This is a genomic window from Pseudomonas sp. St316 (genome assembly GCF_018325905.1).
In the GTDB taxonomy this organism is placed as follows: Bacteria; Pseudomonadota; Gammaproteobacteria; order Pseudomonadales; family Pseudomonadaceae; genus Aquipseudomonas.
The window spans coordinates 218967-237330 of record NZ_AP021901.1; the positions used below are offsets into that span (position 1 = coordinate 218967).

At 56.5% G+C, this 18364-nt stretch carries 12 protein-coding genes, 2 tRNA genes and 3 rRNA genes; 7 read left to right on the forward strand and 10 right to left on the reverse strand.

The window, feature by feature from the left end:
• Nucleotides 1-56: 56 nt before the first annotated feature.
• From KI237_RS01015 to KI237_RS01060, 10 genes are all read right to left on the reverse strand, one after another.
• Nucleotides 57-2018 (reverse strand): DUF7844 domain-containing protein, encoded by a 1962-nt coding sequence (locus KI237_RS01015; RefSeq protein WP_212798428.1) that lies wholly within the window; start codon nt 2016-2018, stop codon nt 57-59.
• Nucleotides 2015-2335, reverse strand: a complete 321-nt coding sequence (locus tag KI237_RS01020; protein ID WP_212798429.1) for a DUF2388 domain-containing protein — start codon at nt 2333-2335, stop codon at nt 2015-2017. Before KI237_RS01020 ends, KI237_RS01015 begins: the two co-directional genes overlap by 4 nt.
• A 27-nt stretch (nt 2336-2362) precedes the next feature.
• Nucleotides 2363-2671: a DUF2388 domain-containing protein gene (locus KI237_RS01025; RefSeq protein ID WP_212798430.1), complete on the reverse strand. Its 309-nt coding sequence runs from the start codon at nt 2669-2671 to the stop codon at nt 2363-2365.
• A gap of 106 nt (nt 2672-2777) precedes the next feature.
• Nucleotides 2778-3095, reverse strand: coding sequence for a DUF2388 domain-containing protein (locus KI237_RS01030; RefSeq protein ID WP_212798431.1), 318 nt, complete (start codon nt 3093-3095; stop codon nt 2778-2780).
• Between the two features lie 343 nt (nt 3096-3438).
• On the reverse strand, nt 3439-3654 hold the full coding sequence (locus tag KI237_RS01035) for a DUF1127 domain-containing protein (protein ID WP_003187014.1): 216 nt from the start codon (nt 3652-3654) through the stop codon (nt 3439-3441).
• A 319-nt stretch (nt 3655-3973) separates the two neighbouring features.
• Nucleotides 3974-5467, reverse strand: coding sequence for a succinyl-CoA:acetate CoA-transferase ScpC (gene scpC, locus KI237_RS01040; RefSeq protein WP_212798432.1), 1494 nt, complete (start codon nt 5465-5467; stop codon nt 3974-3976).
• A 199-nt stretch (nt 5468-5666) separates the two neighbouring features.
• Nucleotides 5667-7103, reverse strand: a complete 1437-nt coding sequence (locus KI237_RS01045) for an NAD(P)(+) transhydrogenase (Re/Si-specific) subunit beta (RefSeq protein WP_030139190.1) — start codon at nt 7101-7103, stop codon at nt 5667-5669.
• A complete protein-coding gene (locus KI237_RS01050) occupies nt 7103-7426 on the reverse strand; it encodes an NAD(P) transhydrogenase subunit alpha part 2 (RefSeq protein ID WP_003187010.1) in 324 nt (107 codons plus the stop codon). The genes KI237_RS01045 and KI237_RS01050 overlap by 1 nt, the downstream gene beginning before the upstream one ends.
• Before the next feature lie 15 nt (nt 7427-7441).
• Nucleotides 7442-8563: a Re/Si-specific NAD(P)(+) transhydrogenase subunit alpha gene (locus KI237_RS01055; RefSeq protein WP_212798433.1), complete on the reverse strand. Its 1122-nt coding sequence runs from the start codon at nt 8561-8563 to the stop codon at nt 7442-7444.
• 434 nt (nt 8564-8997) lie between these two features.
• Nucleotides 8998-9894 carry a LysR family transcriptional regulator gene (locus tag KI237_RS01060; RefSeq protein ID WP_212798434.1) on the reverse strand — a complete coding sequence of 299 codons (897 nt, stop codon included), beginning with the start codon at nt 9892-9894 and terminating at the stop codon, nt 8998-9000.
• Between the two features lie 156 nt (nt 9895-10050).
• Here KI237_RS01060 and KI237_RS01065 point away from each other — a divergent pair, with 156 nt between their 5' ends.
• The 7 genes from KI237_RS01065 (at nt 10051) to rrf (ending at nt 18307) form a co-directional block, all read left to right on the forward strand.
• On the forward strand, nt 10051-11232 hold the full coding sequence (locus KI237_RS01065; RefSeq protein ID WP_014335919.1) for an acyl-CoA dehydrogenase: 1182 nt from the start codon (nt 10051-10053) through the stop codon (nt 11230-11232).
• 13 nt (nt 11233-11245) lie between these two features.
• Complete coding sequence (locus tag KI237_RS01070) at nt 11246-12466, forward strand: CaiB/BaiF CoA transferase family protein (protein WP_212798435.1); 1221 nt, start codon at nt 11246-11248, stop codon at nt 12464-12466.
• Nucleotides 12467-13095: 629 nt separating this feature from the next.
• Nucleotides 13096-14632: ribosomal RNA gene (locus KI237_RS01075) — 16S ribosomal RNA — on the forward strand.
• A gap of 81 nt (nt 14633-14713) precedes the next feature.
• Nucleotides 14714-14790: transfer RNA gene (locus KI237_RS01080), tRNA-Ile, on the forward strand.
• Between the two features lie 30 nt (nt 14791-14820).
• A tRNA-Ala gene (locus KI237_RS01085) sits at nt 14821-14896 on the forward strand.
• Between the two features lie 245 nt (nt 14897-15141).
• Nucleotides 15142-18033: ribosomal RNA gene (locus tag KI237_RS01090) — 23S ribosomal RNA — on the forward strand.
• A 158-nt stretch (nt 18034-18191) separates the two neighbouring features.
• Nucleotides 18192-18307: ribosomal RNA gene (gene rrf, locus KI237_RS01095) — 5S ribosomal RNA — on the forward strand.
• Together the 16S, 23S and 5S rRNA genes with 2 tRNA genes alongside form the textbook arrangement of a ribosomal RNA operon.
• The last annotated feature ends 57 nt before the right edge of the window (nt 18308-18364 follow it).

Genomic DNA, 18364 nt, shown 5'->3' on the forward strand with positions numbered 1-18364 from the left:
AACTGGGTTCTGAACCCCTTTTTTATGGCCTTAGCGCTGCTCTTGTGGCGAAGGGGTCAGGGCAACTCCAACCCGCCCCCCGCCTTGTGCAACTTGCGCAAATGCTCGCCGATTGCTTTCACATTGGCCTCGCTCGCCGCAATTTCAGCGGCGCGGCTCGGCTCAAGCAGCGCCCGGACTTCCTTGTCCAGGTCGCCTGTCAGCGTTTGAAGCTGCTTCTGACGCAAGCTGCTTTCTGATTCCAAGCGTTGCCACTCGCTGGGTTGCGGCAAGCCGTAGCCGCTGCTGCCCAGCAGTTCCGCCGGGCGGCTCAGGAAACCGCTGTTGGCGAGGATTTGCTGCAGCGTGGCGTTAGCCCTTTCCATGCCGCCATTCTGCAATTCACGGGCTCCGAGGTAACGCTGTTTGACTTCATCCTGCGCCAACAACAGTTGCCGACGATAACTGGCCTGTTCCAGCAGCAACAGCGCCGCGCTGGTGCGCAGGTCGGCCTGTTCGAACCAGGCGTGGCGTTCATCGGCGTCCAGAGCCAGCCAGTCTTCCACCGTTTGTTGCTTGATCGGCAGATACTTCTTCAGCACATCGAACATCGCCTGGTATCGCTCGCGGAATGAGTCGAAGCGGTAGCCCAGGCGCAAGGCTTCCTTGGGATCATCCAGCACGCTGGTATCCGCCAGGCCCCGACCCTTGAGTACTTCCAGCAGGCCGTTGGGCATGATGCTGTCCAGGCCGTTCAGCTGCGCGTTATTGCTGCCGCTGCGCAGCAGCTTCAAGCTTTCCACGGCGCAGTTGTTGGACAGGAAGTAATAGTTGCCGTCGTAGCTCCAATGCATTTCGGCGGCATGCTCGACCGTCTCCTCGATCTCGGTGCGCGACAGGTTCAGCGGTACCGATGCCAGGCTGCGCAGTTCGGTCTTGGTGTATTCATCGATCACCTGGGCCAGCGGCAATACGAACAGGCGCGACGGGTATTTGCCGACCAGCCCGTCCCAACTCGATAGCTGCACATCGCCGACGAACGCGCGGTACGACAGCACCAGGTGTTGGTCCAGATCCAGTCGGCAGTCCGGGCCACGTGGGCGACCCGGTGCACAGATCACCAGCCGGAGCATGCTGTGGCCCCAGCGGCTCACCCAGTTCTGGTTGGCTTCGGCCAGCAGGTAATCAATGGCATAGACCCGCTCTGGATCAACCTTGCCCAGTGGCGTCTTGGCGAAGTCATTGCCGGCGTTGAGGAACGCGAACGATTTGGCGCAGGTGTCCTTGGCGGCGGGTGCCCAGCCGAAGTGTTCCTGGTAATAGCGATACAGGGCGGGGCGTCGGCAGGCGTAGCTCGGGTCGAGGAGAAAGTACTCCATGTTGACCGCGACGAACTCCTTGGGGCTGCTCGTTTCGTAGAGATCCGGGCTGCGGGCGACTTGGCGGTTGTGCTGTTCCCGCTCACCGCGCCGGCCGACATATTGTGGCCAGCCAGCGAGGTCCAGCAAGCGCGGATCATCGCTAAGGGTGAAGCGGCGGTCGTTCTCGCCCCGGCATTCATCGGGAAGGCCGATCAACCCGGCGCTGCTGTTACGTCGAGTACAACGCTGGATCAACGTACGCTCGGCATCTGGCCATAGACGCGAGCGGTCATAAATGTGGGTCAGTTCGTGCACGACGGTGGCGAGCATTTCCCGTCGTACGGTGCCGTGGGGTCGATGGGTCTTTTGCGTTGCGGCGCTGCCATCGACAAGGCTGTCGAGCAGGTTGCTATTGAGGTCCAGTTGCGACACCAGCGAGGCCTGGCCGTAGGCGTTGGCCGGCATCTGGTCGGTCCAGCCGACATCGATGCGTCGATCCAGTCGCTCAATGAAGCGCGGCGGCAGAGCCTGCATGGCTTCATCGAGCAGCGCCTGGCTGGCCTGCTGTTGCGCCGGGTTCAGTCCTTCGACGTTGAGGTGCAGTTGCAGGCCGGCCTGGGCCATGCTGCCCGTGAGCAGCAAGACCCCGGCCGCCAGCCAGGCGGCGAACCGCCTCACAATGCGAGGATGGCTTCGGCGAGAACCTGGTCACTGGCGTCGCGTGCTTCCGGCACGCGGGCGCGCAAGGTGTCGAAGGCGGCCTCGAGATGAGCGCCACGAATTTCACCATTGCTGGCGACAAAACTGGCCGCATCGTCGTGGGCTTCGCGGACGATTTTCGAATCACGGATGGAGGTGGTGGTGTCGGAAGTGAAATCAATCGTGCGCTGGGAAGCGCGAACGATGATGTTACTGGTGGCTACCAGGGTATGTGCCTGGGCCACATCGGCCAACACCAGCAGGCTTAGGGCGGCAGCAATCAGCGGGCTACGCATGGAACGACTCCGGAGAAATAAGGATAACTATTGGACGAGAATTGCCTGTGCCAGTTCAAGGTCGCTGACGTGAAGTTTTGGCTGGGCCCGGCGTAGGTAATCCAGGGCCGACTCCAATTGTGCACCTCGCAACTGCCCGTCGCTGGCAATGAAGGCCGCAGCGTCATCGTGAGCGGCGACGATCAGTTTATGGTCGAAGGGCGCAGAGGTCACCATGCTTGTGGCATAGCCGCTGACCACCACCTGCTGGGTGGACACATCGAAAGCATGGGCCGGAACAGACCAGCAAAAAACTACGAAGAAAGACGCGATAAACAGATCTGAGTAAAAACGCATGGGACTCGACGGTTGATGGCGAGCCTAAAGGCTAGCGCAAACCTGCGGGCCAGAGCCAGTGCTGAAACATCGGAACACCATTTGGTGCCCGATGTTTCATGTTGCATCAGATCACCAGAATGGCCTGGGCCAGCTGTGCATCGGTGGCGTTGAGCTGTGGTGCCTGCTGGCGGATGTAATCCAGGGCGCTTTCCAGTTTCACGCCACGGATGGCCCCTTCGCTGGCCACGAAGCTGGCGGCGTCATCACGGGCGGCTTGAACGATCTTGTTGTCCCGCAGTGACGAAGTTGCGTCGGAAGTCGCGTCGGACGAGGCCTTGAGTGCACCGACGATGGAGTCAGTGGTAACGATAAAGCTGCTGGCGTTGGAGTGGGCGGCTACGGCCAGCAGGGCAACTGCGCTGAGCAGGCGAAGACGGATCATGAGGAAACTCCTTGAAGAATGAGGTAATGCCGGTGCGTGTAGCTGGAAGAAGAGACGCATGCTCGACTCGCTTCGCCACGCTCGCATCGATATTAGGGTAGAACGCGTTGGCCGACAGCCCTTTCGACAGTCATTGGCTGCATGATGCCCGCATTGGGCGCTACGGCTCAAGATAAAATGTACTGGTGTGTTATAGATTATCTGAAAACTGTTATATCTCTCCGGTCATCCAAAAAACGGAGCCGGAAACGACAAGACCCGTCGCGGTTTCCCGCGACGGGTCTTGTTTTGTTCAATTCGGTGCTGGCGGTGGACCCGGTGGGTCAGGGCCAGCGACGCTAAGTTAGCGCCAGAACGGCTTGCTCAGCTCTTCGTAACGTTGTGCTTCGCTGATACCGGCGTCAGCCAGCAGGCGCGAATCCAGACGAGCCAGTTGGTGGCGGCTGGCGATGCGGCGCTGCCACAACATCAGGTTAGCGATAACGCGAAGAGGCAGGGAAGCCTGGTTTTTTTCAGCTTTGTCTTCGAAAAACAGCTCGGAACTGAGTGTACGTTCCATGGTTGACATCCTTCCGCTTGTGGCGGGATTAGGTAGTGGTTTAACTGGTGCCCATGATCCTCTCGTTTGGCCAGTCTCTCTAGATACAGTTCACCTGTATTGTGAGAGACCAGTTAACTGTTAAAGAGCGGTGTACTGGTCGATATTGAAGCAACTGTACCTGTTCGCACGATATTGGTGCATTTTAGGTGGCTGTCGGGTGTTTCGTGGGAAAAGACTGTAAGAAAACACCGGTACAGCAGTACAGTTTTTGTCGGTTCAGGCTCGGACGCCAGCCTTCAATCAAAACTGTATTTGCGATAGCCGTGATCCAGCTGTATCAGACGGCCAACATGCGCCCGGTTTCTTCCAGGTTGACGTGCCAACTCAGTGCATCGCGCAGGATATGCGGGGTATGCCCACCCAATGCGCACGCTGCTTCGAAATAATCATTCAACGCTTGGCGGTAGGACGGGTGCACGCAGTTGTCGATGACCACTCGTGCCCGCTCCCTTGGCGCCAGGCCACGCAGGTCGGCCAGGCCGATCTCGGTCACGAGGATGTCGACATCGTGTTCGGTATGGTCCACATGGCTGACCATCGGCACGACACTGGAAATGGCGCCGCCCTTGGCAATCGATTTGGTGACGAAAATCGCCAAGTGGGCGTTGCGGGCGAAATCCCCCGAACCGCCAATGCCATTCATCATCCGAGTGCCGCAGATGTGGGTGGAGTTGACGTTGCCGTATAGGTCGAACTCCAGCGCGGTGTTGATACCTATGATGCCGAGGCGGCGTACGACCTCAGGGTGGTTGGAAATTTCCTGCGGGCGCAGGACCAGTTTCTCCTTATACCTTTCCAGGTTTCCGAACACATCGGCGTTGCGTCGACTCGACAACGTGATAGAGCTGCCGGAGGCGAAGCTCAGCTTGCCGGCGTCGATCAAGTCAAATGTCGAGTCCTGCAGGACCTCGGAGTACATGGTCAGGTCTTCGAACGGGGAGTCGATCAACCCGCACATCACGGCGTTGGCGATGTTGCCAATCCCGGCCTGCAATGGCCCGAGCTTGTTGGTCATGCGCCCGGCCGCAACTTCCTGCTTGAAGAAGTCGATCAGATGATCGGCGATGGCCTGGGTGTCGCTGTCCGGTGACGCGACGGTCGAAGGCGAGTCCCCTTGATGGGTGATGACAATGGCGGCAATTTTTTCCGGCGGGATCGGGATGGCGGAGCTGCCAATACGATCGTCGACTTTCACCAAGGGGATTGGGGTGCGGGTCGGGCGATAGGTCGGGATATAGATGTCATGCAGCCCTTCCAGGTTCGGGTTGTGGGCCATGTTGATCTCGATGATCACTTGCCGGGCGAAGATGGCGAAACTGGCCGAGTTACCTACCGATGTGGTCGGTACGATATGCCCTTGCTCGGTGATGGCCACCGCTTCGATCACGGCAATGTCGGGCAGCTTGAGCTGGCCGTTGCGCAGTTGTTCAACGGTTTCCGAGAGATGCTGGTCGATGAACATCACCTCGCCTGCGTTGATCGCCTTGCGCAACGTGCTGTCGACCTGGAATGGCATACGTCGCGCCAGCACGCCGGCTTCGGTGAGTTCCTTGTCGAGGTCATTCCCCAGGCTCGCACCGGTCATCAAGCTGATTTTCAGCGGAGTGACCTTGGCGCGCTCAGCCAGGGCGTGGGGCACTGCTTTCGCTTCTCCGGCGCGGGTAAAGCCGCTCATGCCGACGGTCATGCCGTCCTGAATCAACAAGGCTGCCTCGGCAGCGCTCATCACTTTATTCAACAACGAAGGCAAGCGGATGCGATCACGGTACATAGGTTGTTATCTCGGGCTGGAAAGCAAGATGCGCAGTCTAGTGAATTCGCGCTGTGCCCGACCCGCTACAAAGGTCGCATTTAAGGCCTCTATTACGGGCGTTTCAGGCAAAACATTATTACCGGATCGGTAACGTTCGGCCTTGATACAAATCAAAACGCCCCGACAAGTCGGGGCGTTGATGGCGAAGCGGTGAGGCTTACTCCACTGCTTTGACCATGTCTTCGATGACCTTCTTGGCGTCACCGAACACCATCATGGTCTTGTCCAAATAGAACAACTCGTTGTCCAGACCCGCGTAGCCGCTGGCCATGGAGCGCTTGTTGACGATGATGGTCTTGGCCTTGAACGCTTCGAGGATCGGCATACCGGCAATCGGCGACTTCGGATCGTTCTTCGCCGCCGGGTTGACCACGTCGTTGGCGCCCAGCACCAGCACCACGTCGGCCTGGCCGAACTCGGAGTTGATGTCTTCCATCTCGAACACCTGGTCGTAAGGCACTTCGGCCTCGGCCAGCAATACGTTCATGTGCCCGGGCATGCGACCGGCCACCGGGTGGATCGCGTATTTAACGGTCACGCCGTGGTGAGTCAGCTTCTCGGTCAGCTCTTTCAGCGCGTGCTGCGCCCGCGCCACCGCCAGACCATAGCCTGGGACGATGATCACCGTGTCGGCGTTGGTCAGCAGGAAAGTCGCATCGTCAGCCGAGCCGGATTTCACTGGGCGGGCTTCTTTGGAGCCTGCCGGGCCTGCGGCATCCGCGGTGTTGCCGAAACCGCCAAGCAGCACGTTGAAGAACGAACGGTTCATCGCCTTGCACATGATGTACGACAGGATCGCACCGCTCGAACCTACCAACGAACCGGCAATGATCAGCATCGAGTTGTTCAGAGAGAAGCCAATACCCGCTGCGGCCCAACCGGAATAGCTGTTGAGCATCGAGACCACCACCGGCATGTCGGCGCCACCGATCGGGATGATGATCAGCACACCCAGCACGAACGCCAGGGCCAGCATCAAGGCGAACGCGCCCAGGTTGCCGGTGAACATAAAGGTCAAGCCCAGGCCCAGTGTGGCCAGGCCCAAAATCAGGTTCAACTTGTGCTGGCCACCAAACTGTACTGGTGCGCCCTGGAACAGACGGAACTTGTACTTGCCCGAGAGCTTGCCGAAAGCGATCACCGAGCCGGAGAAGGTGATTGCACCAATGGCCGCGCCGAGGAACAGCTCCAGACGGTTACCGGCCGGAATCGAATCGCCCAACTGCTTGACGATACCCAGGGACTGCGGCTCGACTACCGCCGCGATGGCAATGAACACCGCCGCCAGGCCGATCATGCTGTGCATGAACGCCACCAGCTCCGGCATCTTGGTCATCTCGACACGCTTGGCCATGATCGAGCCGGCGGTGCCGCCGATCAGCAGGCCGACGATGACGTAGCCGATGCCGGCAGTGGCCAGCTCAGCCCCGAGCTTATAGATAAGGCCTACGGTGGTGAGCACCGCCAGCGCCATGCCGAGCATGCCGAACAGGTTCCCACGGCGAGAGGTGGTGGGGTGCGACAGGCCTTTGAGGGCCTGGATGAAGCAGATCGACGCGATCAGGTAGAGCGTCGTTACCAGGTTCATGCTCATTACTTGGGCGCCTCTTCTTTTACGGCTTTCGGGGCCTTTTTCTTGAACATCTCAAGCATGCGGCGCGTCACCAGGAAGCCACCGAATACGTTGACCGCGGCCAGTGCCACGGCGAGGGTGCCCATGGTTTTGCCCAGAGGCGTTACGGTCAGCGCGGCGGCGAGCATGGCGCCGACGATCACGATCGCCGAAATGGCGTTGGTCACCGCCATCAATGGCGTGTGCAGCGCAGGTGTAACGTTCCAGACCACGTGATAACCGACATAAATTGCCAGCACAAAGATGATCAGGTTGTAGATACCGGGGGAGATAAGCTCTTCCATTGTCTGAATCCCTGCTTAGGCGTTTTTACGGATGACTTGGCCGTCGCGGCACATCAGGCACGCGGCGACGATGTCGTCTTCCAGGTTCACGTCGAACTGACCTTCCTTGGTGAAGACCAGCTTCAGGAAGTCCAGCAGGTTGCGGGCGTATAGCGCCGAAGCGTCGGCCGCGACCTCACCGGCCAGGTTGGTCGGGCCGCAAATGGTCACGCCATTCGCGATCACGACCTGGTCGGCCACGGTCAATGGGCAGTTACCGCCCTGGGCTGCCGCGAGGTCGATGACCACCGAGCCCGGTTTCATCTGCGCGACGGTTTCGGCGCTCAGCAGCGTCGGAGCCTTGCGTCCCGGGATCAATGCGGTGGTTATGACGATGTCTGCCTGCTTGGCGCGCTCGTGCACGGCCTGGGCCTGGCGCTGCATCCAGCTGGCTGGCATGGGCCGGGCATAACCGCCCACGCCGACAGCGCATTCACGCTCTTCGTCGGTTTCATAAGGCACGTCGACGAACTTGGCGCCGAGGGATTCGATTTGTTCCTTCACTGCCGGACGCACATCCGAAGCCTCGATCACAGCGCCCAGGCGCTTGGCCGTGGCAATCGCCTGCAACCCGGCCACGCCCGCACCGAGAATCAGCACGCGCGCCGCTTTCACGGTGCCTGCGGCGGTCATCAGCATCGGCATGAAGCGCGGGTAGTAATGGGCGGCCAGCAGCACGGCTTTATAGCCGGCAATGTTCGCTTGAGACGACAGCACATCCAGGCTCTGGGCACGGGAGGTCCGTGGCGCGGCCTCAAGGGCGAAAGCGGTAATGCCGCGTTCGGCCAACTTGGCGATGGTTTCGTTGTTGAACGGATTGAGCATGCCCACCAGAACGGTGCCGCTCTTGATCAGCGTCAGTTCGCTGTCGCTGGGGGCGACCACCTTGAGGATCAGTTCGGCCCCGAATGCATCATTGGCACTGCCAATGGTTGCGCCCGCTGCCTCATAGGCACTGTCGATAACGCTGGCCTTGATGCCGGCGCCGCTTTGAACAGTGACTTCATGGCCTTGGCCGATCAGCTTCTTGATGGTTTCCGGGGTAGCAGCAACCCGTGTTTCACCCGTTTGGGTTTCGAGGGGAACACCAATGTGCACGTCAAATCTCCTGCGTGATCTTATTGAGTAAACCCAGGCACTTCGGATGGTGCGGCTGGGGCGGCCGATCAGCACGATCCCGCCAAACCAGGCGGGGCGCGGCATTTTGCAGGCGAAAATTCAGCCCTTCAAGGGATTATGACGGGTGACGGAAAATTAACTACAAGTCACCCTGTGACCGAATGTCGCAATTATCGATCGGAGCCCTTTGTAGGCGGTGCTTTCCAGGGATTCAGGTTCAAATTGACAATTTTTCCCATCGGCCAGATGAATAGGCCCCGATGCGCTACGGAATATGGCTCAAAGCCATGTATTTAAACGCTTTGGAGACTAATGCACGGGTTTCATAACAGATTGACTGAATGCGACATAAACTTATATCTGTAGCGTCATATGTTAGTTTACTACCTAACTCCTTTTTAGGTTTTTCGTTATTAATCAAGATGATAGTTGTTTGCTTGCTTCACAAGCCAATCGCGAAAAGCTCGAAGAGAGGCGGATTCGACCTTTCGCTCCGGAATCATCAGGTAGTACGCCTTGATGCTCGATAACGCGCTACGGTTGGCCACGACCAGTCGTTGCTCTGCCAGCTCGCGCTGAATCAAGAAGGGCGGAATCAGCGCAATCCCCATGTCGTGCATGGCCGCTTGGGCAAGCATGGAGAATAGTTCATAACGTGGGCCTGTCAGGTCTCGTGCAATGTTCAGGTTCTGGGCGTTGAACCACTGGCGCCACGCATACGGACGAGTGGTTTGCTGGAGCAAGGGCAATTCGGCGATGGCCTCTGGTGCCAGGCTCGTCCGGTCTCCCAATAAGGTAGGGCTGCATACCGGCATCGGATTTTCGCCCATCAGTTTGTGGGATTCGGTACCGGACCAGTCCGCATCACCAAAATAGATGGCGGCATCAAACTCTGTGTCCGCAAAGAGAAAGGGTCGTGTGCGGTTGGTCAGGTTGACGGTGACTTCCGGATGCTGCAGCTGGAAATCCTTGAGGCGGGGTAGCAGCCATTGAGTGCCAAAGGTTGGGACCACGGCCAGTTCGATCACGTTCGCACCGGTATGCCCCATCACTGAAAGAGCGTCGCGCTCGACGGCATCCAGTTGAGTGGCAACTCGGCGGCTGTAGGAAAGGCCGGCTTCAGTCAGCTTGACGCCTCGACGTGAGCGTCGGAAAAGCTCCACGCTGAGAAAGTCTTCCAGGCTGGCGATTTGTCGGCAGATAGCGCCCTGCGTAAGAGAAAGCTCGTGTGCCGCCTTGGTGAAGCTCTCATGACGTGCGGCAGCCTCGAAACTGATCAGGGCGGTGGTGCTGGGGATTTTACGGCGCATGTACGCAAGCCTCACTCAATATCGACATAAACGGGGTTTATGGCGTTTACGGAGTGAGAAATTAGCACAAGATAGTGCGCAATCCTCGTTTGCCCTTGTAGGAAAGCGCGCCTAGGATCAATCCACGATTTTCATTTAATTGGCGAGGACTCTTTCATGGCCGGTAAAGCGAGCTTCAACTGGATCGATCCATTGTTGCTGGATCAGCAGCTCACCGAAGAAGAACGCATGATCCGCGACACTGCCGAGCAGTTCGCCCAGCAGAAGCTCGCGCCGCGGGTGCTGGAAGCGTTTCGCCATGAGAAGACCGACCCGGCGATTTTTCGCGAGATGGGTGAGGTGGGCCTGCTGGGGGCAACCATTCCTGAGCAGTACGGCGGCAGTGGGCTGAATTACGTCAGCTATGGCCTGATCGCTCGTGAAGTGGAGCGCGTCGATTCCGGTTATCGCTCGATGATGAGCGTGCAGTCGTCGCTGGTCATGGTGCCGATCAATGAATTCGGTACCGAGGCGCAAAAACAGAAGTATCTGCCAAAGCTGGCGTCTGGTGAATGGATCGGTTGCTTTGGTCTGACTGAGCCGAACCATGGTTCCGACCCGGGCGCGATGATTACTCGTGCACGCAAAGTGGAAGGCGGCTACAGCCTGACGGGTAGCAAAATGTGGATTACCAACAGTCCGATCGCCGACGTCTTTGTCGTCTGGGGTAAGGACGACGCTGGCGATATCCGCGGCTTCGTTCTCGAGAAGGGTTGGAAGGGCCTGAGTGCGCCGGCTATTCATGGCAAGGTCGGCCTGCGCGCCTCCATCACTGGTGAAATCGTGATGGACAACGTATTCGTTCCGGAAGAGAACATTTTTCCCGATGTCCGCGGCCTGAAGGGCCCGTTTACTTGCCTGAACTCGGCGCGTTATGGCATCTCCTGGGGCGCCTTGGGGGCGGCTGAGTTCTGCTGGCATACCGCCCGCCAGTACACGCTGGACCGACAGCAGTTTGGGCGTCCGCTGGCTGCCAATCAGTTGATCCAGAAGAAGCTGGCCGACATGCAGACCGAAATCACGCTGGCCTTGCAGGGATGCCTGCGTCTGGGGCGTATGAAAGATGAAGGCACGGCGGCGGTCGAGATCACCTCGATCATGAAGCGCAACTCCTGCGGCAAATCTCTGGATATCGCTCGCATGGCGAGGGACATGCTGGGCGGCAATGGTATTTCCGATGAGTTCGGCATCGCTCGTCATCTCGTGAACCTGGAAGTCGTAAACACCTACGAAGGTACCCACGACGTTCATGCGCTGATCCTGGGGCGTGCGCAAACCGGTATCCAGGCGTTCTATTAATAGGAGAACGTTCATGGGCGCGCTTTCGCATCTGCGGGTGTTGGATTTATCGAGGGTCCTGGCCGGGCCGTGGGCCGGACAGATCCTGGCGGACCTGGGGGCTGATGTCATCAAGGTCGAGCGCCCCGGCAACGGTGACGACACGCGTGCCTGGGGGCCGCCTTTCCTGAAGGATGCTCGAGGCGATAACACGACCGAGGCTGCTTATTATCTGTCGGCCAATCGCAACAAGCAGTCGGTGACCATTGATTTCACGCGCCCAGAGGGGCAGCGGCTGGTGCGAGAGCTGGCGGCCAAATCCGACATTCTGATCGAGAACTTCAAGGTTGGCGGGCTGGCGGCCTATGGTCTGGACTACGAGTCGCTAAAGGCGATCAATCCGCAATTGATCTATTGCTCAATTACCGGTTTTGGCCAAACCGGCCCTTATGCCAAGCGCGCCGGGTATGACTTCATGATTCAGGGGCTGGGGGGCTTGATGAGCCTGACCGGCCGCCCTGAGGGCGATCAGGGTGCGGGGCCGGTGAAGGTGGGGGTCGCGCTGACGGATATCCTCACGGGGCTGTATTCGACTGCTGCTATTTTAGCGGCACTGGCGCATCGTGATCATGCCGGCGGCGGGCAGCACATCGATATGGCCTTGCTGGATGTTCAAGTGGCCTGCCTGGCCAATCAGGCGATGAATTACCTGGCCACAGGTAATGCGCCGAAGCGGTTGGGCAATGCTCATCCGAATATCGTGCCTTATCAGGATTTTCCTACGGCCGATGGCGATTTCATCCTTACGGTGGGTAATGACGGCCAGTTCCGAAAATTCGCTGAGGTTGCCGGCCAACCTCAGTGGGCTGATGACCCGCGTTTTGCCACAAACAAGCTGCGGGTGGCGAATCGGGCGGTGTTGATTCCGTTGATTCGCCAGGCGACGGTGTTCAAGACTACTGCTGAGTGGGTGGCTCAATTGGAGCAGGCGGGCGTGCCGTGTGGGCCAATCAACGACCTTGCCCAGGTGTTTGCCGATCCTCAGGTGCAGGCGCGTGGATTGGCGATGGAGCTGCCTCACGTACTGGCTGGTAGTGTGCCGCAGGTGGCCAGTCCGATTCGACTCTCCGAGACGCCGGTGGAATATCGCAATGCGCCTCCTTTATTGGGTGAGCATACGCTGGAGGTCTTGCAGCGAGTGTTGGGGCTGGACGAAGCCGCGGTGGCGGCGTTCAGGGAGGCGGGGGTCCTATGAGTCTTCTCTTCTATATAGAGGGCGGTTCTTAAGGGCGAAAGCAGCGGTTTTGCCAGTGTTACGCAACTTATTGATAGGAAAGCGTAATTAGGGGTTGACGGCAGATTCTGGAAGTCTATAATTCGCCCCACTTCCGGCGCAGTCGAAACGGAAAACTCCTTGAGATTCAATGAGTTAAGTAGGTTTCGAGGGTGTTGGGCTTCAGATCATCGAAGTCCGGAAGGAGCAGGTAGAGCAGCGTAGTTTGGCTCTATCGGCGGTTCGATCTTCTCGGTCGAAAGCGGTGAAAAAGAGGTGTTGACAGCAGCGAGTAACGCTGTAGAATTCGCCTCCCGCTAACGAGAGATCGAAAGCGCAAGTGGTTGAAGTTGAAAAGGAAACTTTGAAAACTTCTGAAAATAACCGCTTGACAGATACACGGGGCGCTGTAGAATGCGCGCCTCGGTTGAGACGAAAGACTCAGCCAACCGCTCTTTAACAACTGAATCAAGCAATTCGTGTGGGTGCTTGTGGAGTCAGACTGCTAGTCAACAGATTATCAGCATCACAAGTTACTCCGCGAGAAATCAAAGATGTAACCAACGATTGCTGAGCCAAGTTTAGGGTTTTCTCAAAACCCAAAGATGTTTGAACTGAAGAGTTTGATCATGGCTCAGATTGAACGCTGGCGGCAGGCCTAACACATGCAAGTCGAGCGGTAGAGAGGTGCTTGCACCTCTTGAGAGCGGCGGACGGGTGAGTAATGCCTAGGAATCTGCCTGGTAGTGGGGGATAACGCTCGGAAACGGACGCTAATACCGCATACGTCCTACGGGAGAAAGCAGGGGACCTTCGGGCCTTGCGCTATCAGATGAGCCTAGGTCGGATTAGCTAGTTGGTGGGGTAATGGCTCACCAAGGCGACGATCCGTAACTGGTCTGAGAGGATGATCAGTCACACTGGAACTGAGACACGGTCCAGACTCCTACGGGAGGCAGCAGTGGGGAATATTGGACAATGGGCGAAAGCCTGATCCAGCCATGCCGCGTGTGTGAAGAAGGTCTTCGGATTGTAAAGCACTTTAAGTTGGGAGGAAGGGCATTAACCTAATACGTTAGTGTTTTGACGTTACCGACAGAATAAGCACCGGCTAACTCTGTGCCAGCAGCCGCGGTAATACAGAGGGTGCAAGCGTTAATCGGAATTACTGGGCGTAAAGCGCGCGTAGGTGGTTCGTTAAGTTGGATGTGAAATCCCCGGGCTCAACCTGGGAACTGCATTCAAAACTGTCGAGCTAGAGTATGGTAGAGGGTGGTGGAATTTCCTGTGTAGCGGTGAAATGCGTAGATATAGGAAGGAACACCAGTGGCGAAGGCGACCACCTGGACTGATACTGACACTGAGGTGCGAAAGCGTGGGGAGCAAACAGGATTAGATACCCTGGTAGTCCACGCCGTAAACGATGTCAACTAGCCGTTGGGAGCCTTGAGCTCTTAGTGGCGCAGCTAACGCATTAAGTTGACCGCCTGGGGAGTACGGCCGCAAGGTTAAAACTCAAATGAATTGACGGGGGCCCGCACAAGCGGTGGAGCATGTGGTTTAATTCGAAGCAACGCGAAGAACCTTACCAGGCCTTGACATCCAATGAACTTTCCAGAGATGGATTGGTGCCTTCGGGAACATTGAGACAGGTGCTGCATGGCTGTCGTCAGCTCGTGTCGTGAGATGTTGGGTTAAGTCCCGTAACGAGCGCAACCCTTGTCCTTAGTTACCAGCACGTTATGGTGGGCACTCTAAGGAGACTGCCGGTGACAAACCGGAGGAAGGTGGGGATGACGTCAAGTCATCATGGCCCTTACGGCCTGGGCTACACACGTGCTACAATGGTCGGTACAGAGGGTTGCCAAGCCGCGAGGTGGAGCTAATCCCACAAAACCGATCGTAGTCCGGATCGCAGTCTGCAACTCGACTGCGTGAAGTCGGAATCGCTAGTAATCGCGAATCAGAATGTCGCGGTGAATACGTTCCCGGGCCTTGTACACACCGCCCGTCACACCATGGGAGTGGGTTGCACCAGAAGTAGCTAGTCTAACCTTCGGGAGGACGGTTACCACGGTGTGATTCATGACTGGGGTGAAGTCGTAACAAGGTAGCCGTAGGGGAACCTGCGGCTGGATCACCTCCTTAATCGACGACCGCAGCTGCTCCATGAGCTCCCACACGAATTGCTTGATTCATTGAAGAAGACGAAAGAAGCAGCCCGAAATTGGGTCTGTAGCTCAGTTGGTTAGAGCGCACCCCTGATAAGGGTGAGGTCGGCAGTTCGAATCTGCCCAGACCCACCAATTTTGTGTGGGAAACGCCTGTAGAAATACGGGGCCATAGCTCAGCTGGGAGAGCGCCTGCCTTGCACGCAGGAGGTCAGCGGTTCGATCCCGCTTGGCTCCACCACTACTGCTTCGATTGTATAAAGCTTAGAAATGAGCATTCCATCGGTTCGATGGTGAATGTTGATTTCTAGTCTTTGACTAGTTCGTTCTTTAAAAATTTGGGTATGTGATAGAAAGATAGACTGAACGTTACTTTCACTGGTAACGGATCAGGCTAAGGTAAAATTTGTGAGTGGCTCAATGAGCGTGATCGAATTTTCGGCGAATGTCGTCTTCACAGTATAACCAGATTGCTTGGGGTTATATGGTCAAGTGAAGAAGCGCATACGGTGGATGCCTTGGCAGTCAGAGGCGATGAAAGACGTGGTAGCCTGCGAAAAGCTTCGGGGAGTCGGCAAACAGACTTTGATCCGGAGATGTCTGAATGGGGGAACCCAGCCATCATAAGATGGTTATCTTGTACTGAATACATAGGTGCAAGAGGCGAACCAGGGGAACTGAAACATCTAAGTACCCTGAGGAAAAGAAATCAACCGAGATTCCCTTAGTAGTGGCGAGCGAACGGGGACTAGCCCTTAAGCTTCTTTGATTTTAGCGGAACGCTCTGGAAAGTGCGGCCATAGTGGGTGATAGCCCTGTACGCGAAAGGATCTTAGAAGTGAAATCGAGTAGGACGGAGCACGAGAAACTTTGTCTGAATATGGGGGGACCATCCTCCAAGGCTAAATACTACTGACTGACCGATAGTGAACTAGTACCGTGAGGGAAAGGCGAAAAGAACCCCGGAGAGGGGAGTGAAATAGATCCTGAAACCGTATGCGTACAAGCAGTGGGAGCCCACTTTGTTGGGTGACTGCGTACCTTTTGTATAATGGGTCAGCGACTTATTTTCAGTGGCGAGCTTAACCGAATAGGGGAGGCGTAGCGAAAGCGAGTCTTAATAGGGCGTCTAGTCGCTGGGAATAGACCCGAAACCGGGCGATCTATCCATGGGCAGGTTGAAGGTTGGGTAACACTAACTGGAGGACCGAACCGACTACCGTTGAAAAGTTAGCGGATGACCTGTGGATCGGAGTGAAAGGCTAATCAAGCTCGGAGATAGCTGGTTCTCCTCGAAAGCTATTTAGGTAGCGCCTCATGTATCACTGTAGGGGGTAGAGCACTGTTTCGGCTAGGGGGTCATCCCGACTTACCAAACCGATGCAAACTCCGAATACCTACAAGTGCCGAGCATGGGAGACACACGGCGGGTGCTAACGTCCGTCGTGAAAAGGGAAACAACCCAGACCGTCAGCTAAGGTCCCAAAGTTATGGTTAAGTGGGAAACGATGTGGGAAGGCTTAGACAGCTAGGAGGTTGGCTTAGAAGCAGCCACCCTTTAAAGAAAGCGTAATAGCTCACTAGTCGAGTCGGCCTGCGCGGAAGATGTAACGGGGCTCAAACCATACACCGAAGCTACGGGTATCACGTAAGTGATGCGGTAGAGGAGCGTTCTGTAAGCCTGTGAAGGTGAGTTGAGAAGCTTGCTGGAGGTATCAGAAGTGCGAATGCTGACATGAGTAACGACAATGGGTGTGAAAAACACCCACGCCGAAAGACCAAGGTTTCCTGCGCAACGTTAATCGACGCAGGGTTAGTCGGTCCCTAAGGCGAGGCTGAAAAGCGTAGTCGATGGAAAACAGGTTAATATTCCTGTACTTCTGGTTATTGCGATGGAGGGACGGAGAAGGCTAGGCCAGCTTGGCGTTGGTTGTCCAAGTTTAAGGTGGTAGGCTGGAATCTTAGGTAAATCCGGGATTCTAAGGCCGAGAGCTGATGACGAGTTACCCTTTGGGTGACGAAGTGGTTGATGCCATGCTTCCAAGAAAAGCTTCTAAGCTTCAGGTAACCAGGAACCGTACCCCAAACCGACACAGGTGGTTGGGTAGAGAATACCAAGGCGCTTGAGAGAACTCGGGTGAAGGAACTAGGCAAAATGGCACCGTAACTTCGGGAGAAGGTGCGCCGGTGAGGGTGAAGCACTTGCTGCGTAAGCCCACGCCGGTCGAAGATACCAGGCCGCTGCGACTGTTTATTAAAAACACAGCACTCTGCAAACACGAAAGTGGACGTATAGGGTGTGACGCCTGCCCGGTGCCGGAAGGTTAATTGATGGGGTTAGCTAACGCGAAGCTCTTGATCGAAGCCCCGGTAAACGGCGGCCGTAACTATAACGGTCCTAAGGTAGCGAAATTCCTTGTCGGGTAAGTTCCGACCTGCACGAATGGCGTAACGATGGCGGCGCTGTCTCCACCCGAGACTCAGTGAAATTGAAATCGCTGTGAAGATGCAGTGTATCCGCGGCTAGACGGAAAGACCCCGTGAACCTTTACTATAGCTTTGCACTGGACTTTGAATTTGCTTGTGTAGGATAGGTGGGAGGCTTTGAAGCGTGGACGCCAGTTCGCGTGGAGCCAACCTTGAAATACCACCCTGGCAACTTTGAGGTTCTAACTCAGGTCCGTTATCCGGATCGAGGACAGTGTATGGTGGGTAGTTTGACTGGGGCGGTCTCCTCCTAAAGAGTAACGGAGGAGTACGAAGGTGCGCTCAGACCGGTCGGAAATCGGTCGTAGAGTATAAAGGCAAAAGCGCGCTTGACTGCGAGACAGACACGTCGAGCAGGTACGAAAGTAGGTCTTAGTGATCCGGTGGTTCTGTATGGAAGGGCCATCGCTCAACGGATAAAAGGTACTCCGGGGATAACAGGCTGATACCGCCCAAGAGTTCATATCGACGGCGGTGTTTGGCACCTCGATGTCGGCTCATCACATCCTGGGGCTGAAGCCGGTCCCAAGGGTATGGCTGTTCGCCATTTAAAGTGGTACGCGAGCTGGGTTTAGAACGTCGTGAGACAGTTCGGTCCCTATCTGCCGTGGACGTTTGAGATTTGAGAGGGGCTGCTCCTAGTACGAGAGGACCGGAGTGGACGAACCTCTGGTGTTCCGGTTGTCACGCCAGTGGCATTGCCGGGTAGCTATGTTCGGGAAAGATAACCGCTGAAAGCATCTAAGCGGGAAACTTGCCTCAAGATGAGATCTCACTGGGACCTTGAGTCCCCTGAAGGGCCGTCGAAGACTACGACGTTGATAGGCAGGGTGTGTAAGCGCTGTGAGGCGTTGAGCTAACCTGTACTAATTGCCCGTGAGGCTTGACCATATAACACCCAAGCAATTTGTGAACTCGAAAGAGGCCAGATTGCGGTGTGTGAAGACGAAACGAACCGAAAGTTCGAGAGACTCGACAGCAACACACAAATCTATCGCATACCCATTCGCTGGCACGTGACCGCAAGGCACGCACCGGCTACCGAATTTCTTGACGACCATAGAGCATTGGAACCACCTGATCCCATCCCGAACTCAGCAGTGAAACGATGCATCGCCGATGGTAGTGTGGGGTTTCCCCATGTGAGAGTAGGTCATCGTCAAGATTAAATTCCGAAACCCCAATTGCGAAAGCAATTGGGGTTTTGTTTTTAGTAGAAGTC